At 73.0% G+C, this 10,561-nt stretch carries 13 protein-coding genes and 2 pseudogenes; 2 read left to right on the forward strand and 13 right to left on the reverse strand.

Translation table 11 applies throughout. The features are described from left to right. From AC2W7J_RS10915 to AC2W7J_RS10935, 5 genes and pseudogenes are all read right to left on the reverse strand, one after another. The coding region (locus tag AC2W7J_RS10915) for a response regulator (RefSeq protein ID WP_485982383.1) at positions 1 to 475 on the reverse strand (475 nt) is incomplete at its 3' end. Next, positions 472 to 1,782, reverse strand: coding sequence for a sensor histidine kinase (locus AC2W7J_RS10920; RefSeq protein ID WP_485982385.1), 1,311 nt, complete (start codon positions 1,780 to 1,782; stop codon positions 472 to 474). The genes AC2W7J_RS10915 and AC2W7J_RS10920, both read right to left, overlap by 4 nt. Positions 1,783 to 1,792: 10 nt before the next feature. Next, positions 1,793 to 2,434, reverse strand: a complete 642-nt coding sequence (locus tag AC2W7J_RS10925; RefSeq protein WP_485982387.1) for a VOC family protein — start codon at positions 2,432 to 2,434, stop codon at positions 1,793 to 1,795. A 93-nt stretch (positions 2,435 to 2,527) separates the two neighbouring features. Then, positions 2,528 to 2,725: pseudogene (locus AC2W7J_RS10930) on the reverse strand (TrmH family RNA methyltransferase); the annotation flags it as partial. After that, positions 2,659 to 3,336 (reverse strand): TrmH family RNA methyltransferase, encoded by a 678-nt coding sequence (locus tag AC2W7J_RS10935; RefSeq protein WP_485982389.1) that lies wholly within the window; start codon positions 3,334 to 3,336, stop codon positions 2,659 to 2,661. The pseudogene AC2W7J_RS10930 and the gene AC2W7J_RS10935, both read right to left, overlap by 67 nt. A gap of 335 nt (positions 3,337 to 3,671) precedes the next feature. Between AC2W7J_RS10935 and AC2W7J_RS10940 the strand changes: the two genes are divergently transcribed. After that, positions 3,672 to 4,031, forward strand: a complete 360-nt coding sequence (locus AC2W7J_RS10940) for a phosphatase PAP2 family protein (protein ID WP_485982390.1) — start codon at positions 3,672 to 3,674, stop codon at positions 4,029 to 4,031. 38 nt (positions 4,032 to 4,069) lie between these two features. On the opposite strand, the gene AC2W7J_RS10945 is transcribed toward AC2W7J_RS10940, so the two are convergent. From AC2W7J_RS10945 to pyrE, 6 genes and pseudogenes are all read right to left on the reverse strand, one after another. Next, on the reverse strand, positions 4,070 to 4,624 hold the full coding sequence (locus AC2W7J_RS10945) for an ATP-binding cassette domain-containing protein (protein ID WP_485982392.1): 555 nt from the start codon (positions 4,622 to 4,624) through the stop codon (positions 4,070 to 4,072). A gap of 646 nt (positions 4,625 to 5,270) precedes the next feature. Next, positions 5,271 to 5,747, reverse strand: a pseudogene (locus AC2W7J_RS10950) (ATP-binding cassette domain-containing protein); the annotation flags it as partial. A gap of 214 nt (positions 5,748 to 5,961) precedes the next feature. Next, positions 5,962 to 6,783: a DUF1206 domain-containing protein gene (locus AC2W7J_RS10955; RefSeq protein WP_485982393.1), complete on the reverse strand. Its 822-nt coding sequence runs from the start codon at positions 6,781 to 6,783 to the stop codon at positions 5,962 to 5,964. Continuing rightward, a complete protein-coding gene (locus AC2W7J_RS10960) occupies positions 6,780 to 7,604 on the reverse strand; it encodes an HAD family hydrolase (RefSeq protein ID WP_485982395.1) in 825 nt (274 codons plus the stop codon). The genes AC2W7J_RS10955 and AC2W7J_RS10960 overlap by 4 nt, the downstream gene beginning before the upstream one ends. A gap of 106 nt (positions 7,605 to 7,710) precedes the next feature. Then, positions 7,711 to 8,577, reverse strand: a complete 867-nt coding sequence (locus AC2W7J_RS10965) for a siderophore-interacting protein (protein WP_485982397.1) — start codon at positions 8,575 to 8,577, stop codon at positions 7,711 to 7,713. An 84-nt stretch (positions 8,578 to 8,661) separates the two neighbouring features. Beyond that, entirely contained in the window at positions 8,662 to 9,216 is a 555-nt protein-coding gene (pyrE, locus tag AC2W7J_RS10970) for an orotate phosphoribosyltransferase (protein WP_255184543.1), read from the reverse strand. Positions 9,217 to 9,338: 122 nt separating this feature from the next. Between pyrE and AC2W7J_RS10975 the strand changes: the two genes are divergently transcribed. Then, on the forward strand, positions 9,339 to 9,797 hold the full coding sequence (locus AC2W7J_RS10975) for a hemerythrin domain-containing protein (protein ID WP_485982398.1): 459 nt from the start codon (positions 9,339 to 9,341) through the stop codon (positions 9,795 to 9,797). A gap of 103 nt (positions 9,798 to 9,900) precedes the next feature. On the opposite strand, the gene AC2W7J_RS10980 is transcribed toward AC2W7J_RS10975, so the two are convergent. Together AC2W7J_RS10980 and AC2W7J_RS10985 are read right to left on the reverse strand one after the other, a co-directional pair. Next, positions 9,901 to 10,347 carry an SDR family NAD(P)-dependent oxidoreductase gene (locus AC2W7J_RS10980; RefSeq protein ID WP_485982399.1) on the reverse strand — a complete coding sequence of 149 codons (447 nt, stop codon included), beginning with the start codon at positions 10,345 to 10,347 and terminating at the stop codon, positions 9,901 to 9,903. Continuing rightward, positions 10,245 to 10,561, reverse strand: a 317-nt coding sequence (locus tag AC2W7J_RS10985) for an SDR family NAD(P)-dependent oxidoreductase (RefSeq protein ID WP_485982401.1), incomplete at its 5' end; no start/stop codon positions are given. The genes AC2W7J_RS10980 and AC2W7J_RS10985, both read right to left, overlap by 103 nt.

The following is a 10,561-nucleotide window of genomic DNA, read 5'->3' on the forward strand; positions in this document are numbered from 1 at the left end:
CGGGCCCGCTGCCGGCGGCGGGCGCGGTCATCTGCGCGATGACCCGCTGGGTCACCTCGGGGGCGAGCAGCGCGTGCCCGTGCCCGACGGCGCGCAGGGCGTCGACGAGCTGGTCGGCCTCGGCGTTCTTGAGCAGGAACCCGCTCGCCCCGGCCTCCAGCGCGTCGAAGAGATAGCTGTCGGCGTCGAAGGTCGTCAGGATGATGACCCGCCCGAGCCCCGCGGGGACGATCTCCCGGGTTGCGGCGATGCCGTCCATGACCGGCATCTGCACGTCCATGACGATGACATCGGGCCGCTGCTCCCGGGCCATCTCGACCGCCTGCCGCCCGTCGGACGCCTCACCGACGACCTCGAGGTCGTCCTCGACCGAGAGCATCATCGCGAAGCCCGACCGGATGATCGGCTGGTCGTCGACGAGCAGCACCCGCAGCCGCCCGCCGGCCCCGCCCCCTGCGGGCGGAGGCAGGCTCATCGCGCACCCTCGGAGCGAAGGGGGATCCGCGCCCGGACCCGATAGCCACCCAGCGGTCGCGGCCCGATCTCGACGCTCCCGTGGTGCGACTGGACCCGCTCGCGGATGCCGAGCTGACCCATGCCGGTGCCGGAGGTGCCCGGGAGCGGCCGGCCGTCGTCGGTGACCTCGACCTCGGCGTGCTCGCCGTCGACGCGCACGGTCACCCGCGCGGTGCGGGCGGTCGAGTGCTTCGTGACATTGGTCAGCGCCTCCTGGGCGGTGCGGTAGAGGGAGTGCCCGATCGATGCCGGCACGGCGTCGACGTCACCCTCGCGGGCCTCGACGACCTCGTGGACCACGGTCAGACCCGACCCGCTGCGGGCCTGCGCCATCTCGGCGATGTCGCCGAGCGTCGGCTCCGGGGCGTGGCCGTCCGCGGCGGCCGGGGACTCTCGCATCCGCAGCGTGCCGAGGAGCCCACGCATCTGCGTGACGGCGTCGCGGCTGCCACCCTCGATCCGGGCGAGCGCCCCCTTCGCCGCCTCGGGGTCACGGTCCATGACCCGACGGGCCGCGGCCGCCTGCACCCCGATCCCGGAGACGTGGTGGGCGACGACGTCGTGCAGCTCGCGGGCGATGCGCAGCCGTTCGTCGATGACGGCCGCCTCGCGCAGCTGCTCGGTCTGCTCGCTGATCGTGACGGTCTGCTGCTCGAGGTGCGCGCGCTGCCGTGCGGATCGCCAGGCGACCTGCCCGCCGAGGACGGCTCCGCCGAAGTACAGGACGTTGATGGCCCCGAGCATGAGCGGGGCGGCGACGGTCGCCGGGACCCACGCGTCGGGGTCGCTCGCCTCCACCATGTCGCCGAGGACCTGGCCGACGGCGATCCCCCAGACCAGCCAGAGACCCATCGCGAAGATGATCACCGAGTAGACGAGGGCCATCGCGCGACGGTTCCTCGCCCACGCGACGCCACCGAGGACGACGAGGAAGTAGGCGATCTGCGTCGACAGCAGGCTCGCCATGAGCGGCTCGAGCGTCGAGATCGCCCAGTAGGCGACGGAGCCGCCGATGACGGTGGCGAGCGGGAAGCGTCGCCGGGTGAGCAGGAAGAGCGCGGGGACCGCGGTGTAGAGCCACTGCTGCCAGCGCGGGGCGTCGATCTCGACGAGCCCGCCGAGCGCGCGCATCAGCTCGAGGACGAAGAGCGAGGCCGCGACGACAGCGACGGTGAAGAGGAGGTCCCCGCGACTGATCGTGCCGCCGGGGCGGACCCAGTCGTCGTCGAGGGCGAAGAAGTCGCCGACGCGCTCCGACCAGGCCATGGGGTGCCGGTCAGAGGGTGACCGGACCACCCGGGGTGTTGAAGGTGACCGACAGCAGGCCGGGCGTGCCGTGCGGCGCGACGAAGTCGAAGGTGATGACCGACGAGGTCTCCTCCGGCGTGCGCCCACCGAGCCAGTCGGTGACGCGGGCCGGGTCGCCGGCGATCATGAGCGAGGCGATGGTGACGTCGGTCGCCGCCTCCTGCGACGGGTGCGGCGAGCCCTCGCCCCACTTGACGAAGAAGGGCAGCTGCGGGTCGGCGATGGTGCCCTTGATGCCGATCTGCTTCCAGAGGAACTCGCGGCCGTCGGAGAGGCGACGGTTGCCGTCGACGGCCTTGCGGTCGAGGCGCTGCTCGACCTTCTCGATCTCGTCGTCGACGCGGATGACCCAGCCCATCCAGCCGCCGCCGGCCTCGGAGCGGGCGCGCACGACCTGGCCGAAGGGCGCCTTGTCGGAACTCGGGTGGTCGAGGACCTCGACGATCTCGACGTAGCGCTCGTGGGCGAGCGGCAGGATCATGTTGCGCGTGCCGAAGCGCGGGTGGATGCCCCCGTCGACGGGAGTGACGCCCAGGGCATCGCCGAGGCGCTCGGCCGTGGCCTTGACACCGGACTGGTCTGCAGCATAGGAGACGTGGTCAACGCGCATGCAGGCATCGTGGCACAGGGCAGCGCCCGCCCCGTAATCGGGGTGGCACGGGGGTGCGACGAGCGTGCCGAAGGGGGGGCGGCCGGGCCGGCGTCAGCCGGCCCGCCGCTGGCGCACGGCCTCGTAGACGACGATCGCCGCCGAGGTGGCGACGTTGAGCGAGTTCGCCTGTCCCACCATGGGGATCCGTACGCGGTGCTGGGCCCGCGCGAGCGCGGCGTCGGTCAGGCCGTACTTCTCCGAGCCGACCGCGACGGCCACGGCACCGGTGAGATCGGCGTCGGTGTGCTCGACGTCGGTGTCGGGGGTCGTCGCGACGACCGCGACCCCGTGCTCGGCGAGCCAGGCCACGCCCACGTCGGTGCTCGCGCCGCGACCGGCACCGAGAAGACCGTGCCCTTGCTCGAGCGGATGACGTTGGGGTTGCCCCAGTCGGTCACCGGGTCGGCCGAGAGCACGAGCGCGACACCCGCCGCGTCGGCGGTGCGCAGCATGGCGCCGAGGTTGCCCGGCTTCTCCACCCCTTCGCACAGCAGGACGAGGGCGTCGTCCGGCAGGTCGACCTCGTCGAGGCCCAGCCCGGGGGTGGGCACCTTGGCGAGGATGCCGTCGGGCCCCTCGCGGTAGGCGACCTTGTCGAAGGCGGTGCGCCCGAGCTCGACGACCTCGGCCCCGAGGCCGCGGGCGCGCTCGACGAGCGCCGCCCCGACGTCGGGGTCGAGCATGAGCTCGGGGCAGTGGAAGACCGTGAAGGGGCGGACACCGGCGTCGAGCGCGAGGGTGGTCTCCTCGAGCCCCTCGACGAGGGTGGTCCCGGTGGTCTCGCGGGCGCGACGGCGACGCAGGGTCACGAGGTCCTTGAGGCGCTGGTTGGCCGGCGAGGTGATGACGAGATCGGACATGGCGGGTCCAGCATGCCGCACAATCGCTGGATGCCGACCGACCGCCACGTGTCCCCCCTTCGCGTCGTCGTGGCGGTGGCCGTGATGGTCGCCGTCATGCTGCTCGTCGCTGCGCTGGGCGAGTGGGTGATCATCCCCTCGTCGGCGCTGCGCGAGCTGGACGAAGGGAGTGCCTCCCGGGCCGTCGCCCTGCTCGCCGACCACGACGGCCTGGCCGAGGCGGCGCGCGTGTGGTCCGACCTCAGCGGACCGTGGGTGGTGCACCCGATCGTGGCGATCGCCGCCGCGCACTCGTGCTGCGGCGCCGGATCACGCCCCGGGCCGGGGTGGTCGTCATGGCGATCGGCCTCGTCGGGTGGGCGCTCGGTGCGGTGGCCAAGGAGATCGTCGAGCGACCACGACCGGCGCAGGCGGTGCTCGAGGTCGGCAGCTTCAGCTATCCCAGCGGGCACGCGACCAACATCGCGCTCGGCGCGGTGCTGCTCATCGCCCTCGCCCGGGCCGCCGAGCGGGTCTGGATCCGCTGGGGCACAGCGCTGCTCGCGCTGCTCGCCGTCATCCTCACCGCCGCCGACCGCATCCTGCTCGGCGTCCACTACGTCACCGACGTCGCCATGGGGCTGGGCTTCGGCGCCGCGGCTGCGATCCTCGCCCTGGCCGCTCTCCCCCTTCGCCCCAACTCTGCAAAACCCTAGGGTCTTGCAGATTTGGCAGCCCCTAACTCTGCAAAACCCTAGGGTCCTGCAGGGTTGGCGGCGGCGTCGGCGAGCCGGCCGTCGCGAATCTCCCAGCGGCGGGTGAGACCGAGCCGGCCGAGGAAGTCCTCGTCGTGGCTGACGACGAGGAGCGCGCCCTCGTAGGCCGCGAGGGCGTCGACGAGCTGGTCGACGCTGTCGACGTCGAGACTGTTGGTCGGTTCGTCGAGCACCACGAGCTGCGGCGCCGGGTCCGCGAGCAGCACGCTGGCCAGCGCCACGCGGAAGCGTTCGCCGCCGGACAGGCCCGCGACCCGCCGCTCCGCGAGCGCGCCCCGGAAGAGGAAGCGCGCCAACGACGCCCGCACCTGCTGCGGCGGCACCGTCGGCGCAGCCGCCCGGACCGTCTCGAGGATCGTCAGCTCGTCGTCGAGCTCGATCCGCTGCGGCAGGTGACCGACCTCGTCGATGCGCCCGACGCACCTCGCCACCGGCTCCACCGCCACGGGCAGGCCGAGGACTTCTCGCAGCAGGGTGGTCTTGCCGGCGCCGTTGGGCCCGGTCAGGGCGATTCGCTCCGGCCCGCGGACCACGACGGGACGAAGGGGGTCCCCCGCACCTGCTCCCCGGCACCGCCGCGTCGGGCGCGACGGGCTGCAGGGTGAGCACGGTGCGCCCTGCCGGCACCCGCGTCGCGGGTAGCTCGATGCGCACCGAACGGTCCTCGCGGACCCGCGCCTCGGCGTCGGCGAGCGAGGACTCGGCCCGCTGGAGCCGGTCGTCGTGGATGTCGCGGTGCTTGGCGGCGGACTTCTCCGCCTGCATGCCCCAGGTCTTCATGACGATCCTGGGCGCGCGCTTGCTCGCGTAGTCGCGGTCGGCGATGCGCTGCCGGCCCGCGAGCTTGAGCTCGGCCTCGATGCGATCGCGCTTCTGCCGACGCAGGTCCTGCTCTGCGGCCTGCACGGCGTCGGCGGCCGCCTGCTGCTCGGCGTCGATCGCCGCGCGGTAGACCGACCACGGCCCGTCGAAGCTCCGCAGCTCCCGCCCGTGCACCTCGACGATGCGGTCGACGTGCGCGAGGAGCTCGGTGTCGTGGCTGACGACGACGAGCGACCGATGCGTCGGCCACGCGTCGATCGCCGCGACCAGCCGGTCGCGGGCGGCCCGGTCGAGGTTGTTCGTCGGCTCGTCGAGCAGCGCGACATCGGCCCGCTGCAGCTGGAGGGCGGCGAGCCCGACGGTGACGACCTCACCTCCCGAGAGCGTGCCGAGCCGACGGTCGAGCAGGTCGGGCCCTGCGGGCAGGCCGAGGGCGGCGAGGGTCGACATGGCCTCGGCCTCTATGCCCCAGCGGCCTTCTGCCACATCAAAGTTCGCCTGGTCGAGCGACCCGGCCTCGATGGCGCCGATCGCTGCCAGCACGGGCGCGATGCCGAGCGCCTCGGCCGCGGTGCGCGTGGTGTCGAGGCCGAGCTGCTGCGGCAGCGTGGCGACCGTGCCCGCGACGTGCACGGCGCCGGAGGTCGGGGCGAGCTCGCCGGCCATGAGGCGCAGCAGGGTGGTCTTGCCGGAGCCGTTGCGCCCGACGAGGCCGGTGCGGCCGTGGCCGAAGGACCCGCTGACGTCGTCGAGGGCACGGGTGCCGTCGGGCCAGTCGAGGGTGAGGTGGGTGAGGGTGACGAGGGCGTCGGCCCCGGTGGTGGGTGCTGACATGGGTGATCTCCTGCCGTGGCGGCGAGCGCACGCCGACGGGACTCGCGGTGCGTGGGCCGCGGTCGGTCGCGCTGGTCAGTCGCGGGAGATCTGGTGCCGCATCAGGCGGGTCATCACCTCTGGTCGGGGGGACCGGGCGCTGTCACCGACCGGTCGGACCCGACAAGGGTAGGGACTCCCCCTTCGCCCGGCAACCGGTTTGCCGAAGGGGAGGTCAGATCCGCTGGTGACGTGCCCGGGCGAAGCAGTAGAGGCCGAAGGCCACGAGACCGGCCGCGACGACGGTGAGCAGCGCGGGGCCGAAGGGCTCGTCGCGCAGGGACTTCAGGGCGCCGTCGAGACCGTCGGCCTCCGAGGACTGGTGCTGGACGGCGGCGATGACGAAGAAGGCACCGACGAGGGCGAGGACGCCTCCCTTCGCCGGGTAGCCGACCATGCCGGCCACCGTCGCGAGGCGCCCGGGGTGCTCCTCGAGGTCGTCGAGGAACGTGCGGGTCACGCCCTTGTAGACGTGGTAGCCGCCGACGGCGATGACCGCGACACCCACCGCACCGACGAGGACCTGGCCGGCGGGCGCCTTCATCAGGGTCGCGGTGACGTCCTGGGAGGACTGCTCCGAGGAGGACGACGAGCCGGAGCCGACGGCGAACTGCGCTGCGGTCCAGGCGATCGCGGCGTAGACGAGCGCCTTGCCGACGGCCTTCACCCGGTCGGCCGCACCGCTCTCGCCGACGCTGGGACCGACCGCGACGGCCAGCTGCCACAGCACGAGGGCGGCGAGCCCGACGACGATGACCCACATGAGGACGGTGCCCGCGGGGTTGCTCGCGAGGGTCGCCAGGGCGCCGGACTGGTCGGCCTGGCCACCGCCGCCCCAGCCGACCCGACCGGCGGTCCACCCGAGGACGATGTGCAGGAGCCCCGAGACGACGAAACCGACGCGGGCCAGCGTCTCGAGGGCGGGGTGGTCGCCGACCTTGCGAGCGGCATCGGTGGCGGCGTCACGGGCGTCGCCGAGATCAGGAGAGTGGCTCACGAGGACATGATGCCCCCGATGTGCCCCCCGGTCAGTAGAGCGGGCGAAGGGCGTCTGCGAGACCGTCGTCGTCGACGGGCCCGGTGGTCTCGTCGGCGGCGGCGACCACCTCCGGCGGGGCGCGCCCATGGCGACGCCCCGGCCGCCCAGCGCAGCATCTCGAGGTCGTTGCGCTGGTCTCCGGCGGCGAAGGTGTGCGAGGGCTCGATCCCGAGCTTGCGGCGGACGAGCTCGAGGGCCGACCCCTTGGACACGCCCTCGGGCGCCAGGTCGAGCCACGCGGTGTAGCCGACGGCATAGCTCACGCCGTGCAGCCCGATCCGCTCGACGAGCTCGAGGAAGTCCTCGCTCTGGCCCTCGGGGTCGTGGAAGGTCACGCGGGTCGTCGGGCGGGAGACGAGCTCCTCGAAGGGGACGACGACCTGCTCGCCCTGCAGCACGCCCTCGGGGTAGGGCCGGGCCACCTTGAAGCCGACGCCGACCTCCTCGACCGCGACGAGGATGTGCGGCGCGTGCTCCATGACGAGGGTGAGCGCCTGCCGCGGGTCGAAGGTCACCGTCTCGTCGATGGTGTAGCCGTCGGGGGCGGTCGGGTCGAGGCGGATCGTCACGGCGCCGTTGGAGCACACGGCGAACCCGTGGCTGAGATCGAGCGCCCGCAGGACCGGCAGGGTCGCGACGATCGAGCGGCCGGTCGAGATGACGACCTCGTGCCCGGCGTCGGAGACGGCGCGGATCGCGTCGCGCGTGCGCTCCCCGAGCTCTCCGGCGTGGGTGACGATCGTGCCGTCGACATCCAGGGCGACGAGGTGCGGCTCCATGGTCGCCACGCTATCTGCCGTGCCCCTTCCGGTCCCTGAGTGGGTCCCACGCTCCGCGTGGGCGGTCGCGAAGCGACCGTCTCGAAGTGCTGTCAGCTGGGCGGGGTCAGCCGCGGGCGGCGCCGAGCTTCCAGTAGCCGGAGAAGGTGATGGCCCGCTTGTCCATCCCGACCTCCTGCACGAGGTGACGACGAAGGGAGGTCGCCAGCCCCGACTCCCCGCACAGCCACGCGTAGTCCAGGTCGGCGGTCAGGTCCGGAGCGGTCGCGAGGGCGGCGAGCACGGCGGTGCCGGGCGCGGCGCCGCCCCGCTCGTGGACGGTCACCGCGGCCGGGAGCTCGAGCCCGTCGAGCACCACGCGGGAGCCGACCTCGACATGCGCCTCGATGCCCTCGCCGAGACCCGGCAGGCCCCGGCGGAAGCGCTCCTCGAGGATCGCGAGCAGCGCAGGCACGGCCGTCTCGTCCGCCACGATCAGCTGACGGGGCGCGTCCCACGTCGAGTACAGCGCGCCACCGGAGCGGAAGCCGGCGGTGTCGCCCACGGCGGCCGTCGTCGCCCACGCCGAACCCGGCCCGGAGTCACCGTGGGTGACGATGTCGACGTCGAGCTCCCCTTCGTCACGACGCAGCGCGCGCACGGTGTACCAGCGCAGGCCCGGCTGCTCGCTCTCGGGCATGTCGGCGATGGCGGTGCGCACATTGGTCCGCTCGGGGTCGGGCAGGTGCAGCCGGCCGTCGGCGCCGGGCATGAGCAGGCCGAAGTACTCGTCCGGGCCGAGCAGCTCGTAGCGGGTCAGCTCCGGCGCGCTCAGGGTGATCCGGCGCATGACCGGGTTGAGGTCGACGACCCGCGACACCGTGACGGTGAACTGCGACTCCTCCGGACGCTCCGCGTAGTCGGCCATCGTGCGGCGCGCGTAGGCGCGGGCGGCGCCGAGGACGACGCGGTCCTTGAGCTCGGCGATCTTCATGACTCTCCTGGTGCCGGAATCGACTGACTTAGGAGAGCCTAACCTCTTCGGCCTGCTTTCCCCAGACCGGACCGACGTGCCGGCTCAGGCGAGCCCGAGCTCCTCGAGCCCGAAGACGTGGCGGTACTCGAGGCCCGCCTCGGCGAACTTCTCCGCCGCACCGGTCGCCCGGTCGGCGATCGTCGCGACGGCGACGACCTCGGCGCCCGCCTCGCGGGCGGCATTGGCGGCCTCGAGCGGCGAGTTGCCCGTCGTCGAGGTGTCCTCGACGATCAGGACACGGCGACCGGAGATCGACGGGCCCTCGATGCGCTGCTGCAGGCCGTGCGCCTTGCCCGCCTTGCGCACCACGAAGGCGTCCAGCCGCTCCCCCTTCGCCGCGGTGGCGTGGAGCATCGACGTGGCGACCGGGTCGGCGCCGAGGGTCAGCCCGCCGACGGCATCGAAGTCCAGGTCGGAGACCAGGTCGAGCATGACGCGGCCGACGAGCGGGGAGGCCTCGCCGTCGAGGGTGATGCGGCGCAGGTCGACGTAGTAGTCGGCCTCCTTGCCGGAGGAGAGGGTCACGCGTCCGTGGACGATGGCCTTGTCCTTGACGATCTCGAGCAGGCGGGCGCGGTCGGCGGCGATGTCAGTCACGCCCGCAGTCTATGGACTACGTTGGCGCCAGCGTCGCGTGCCGGTGGCAGACCGTGCCAAGCATGGAGGCGCCGCACCCGAAGGAGGACGCGCGATGCGCGCACCCCACCCTTCGCCCTCGCATGACTGAGGGCGAGCACATCCGGATCATCGCCTGGGCACACGAGCTGCGGGCGGTCCACCGCCGCCTCCGCGAGGCCCTCGAGCTCGTGCGCACGGCCGGGACCGACCCCGCCGCCGCCCGTGACCTGCTGCTGTACTGCCGCGGGTTCTGCACGGCCCTCACCCGCCATCACGAAGGGGAGGACCGTCACCTCTTCCCCGCGGTCGCCGCCGCGCACCCCGAGCTCGCCGAGACGCTGCGCAAGCTCACCCAGGACCACTCGATGATGAGTCACCTCATCGGCGGGCTCGAGGCGGCGCTCGACCGCGACGCCCCACCCGACGTGGTGCGCTCGCACGTCGAGGGGCTCGGCGCGATCATGGAGTCGCACTTCCGCTTCGAGGAGCGGGCGCTGCTCGAGGTCCTCGAGACGCTCGACCTCCCGACCGACCCCGCCGCCGTCCTCGGCCCCCTCTGAACTCTGCACAACCCTAGGGTTCTGCGAAGTTCAGAACGCAAAACCCTAGGGTTTTGCAGGGTTGGGCTGGGCCCCGTCACTGCGGTCTCCGGCGAAGGGGAGGTCAGTCCGGCTTGCGGTGCAGCGCCGTGATGCGCGGGTTGCGCACGATGGCGCGCGGCAGGTGGCGGGCCACGGCGACGATCGCCTTGTACTGCGCGCTGGGCACAGAGACGACCCGCCCGCGCTCGGAGTCGGCGAGGGCCTGGCGCACGAGGTCGCCGGCGTCGAGCCAGAAGGGCCCCGACCGCTCGCCCTTGTCGATGCCCGCCCGCTCGTGGAACTCGGTGCGCACGTAGCCCGGCAGCAGCGCCATGACCTGCACCCCGGTGCCGGCGAGCTGCCCGGAGAGGGACTCGGTGAAGGTCGTGACATAGGACTTCGCCGCGGCATAGGTGCCGCTCGCGCTCAGGCCGGCGACCGACGAGACGTTGATGATCCGCCCGCTCCCCCGCCCAACCATCGCGGTCGCCGCCGCGTGGCTGAGGACGAGCACGGCGCGCACGAGCACGTCGAGCAGCTGCTCCTCGGCCTCGACGCGCCGTCGACGAAGCGCGAGTTGAGCGAATACCCGGCGTTGTTGACGAGCAGGTCGACCGGTCGCGACGCGTCACGCAGCCGCTCGGCGACCCGCTCGAGCTGCGCCCGGTCGGACAGGTCGGCCGGCAGGATGTCGACGGCCACACCGCGCCGTCCCGAGAGCTCGCCGGCCGACGGCCGCGAGC

The organism is Janibacter sp. CFPM2_SD2, from assembly GCF_057364645.1.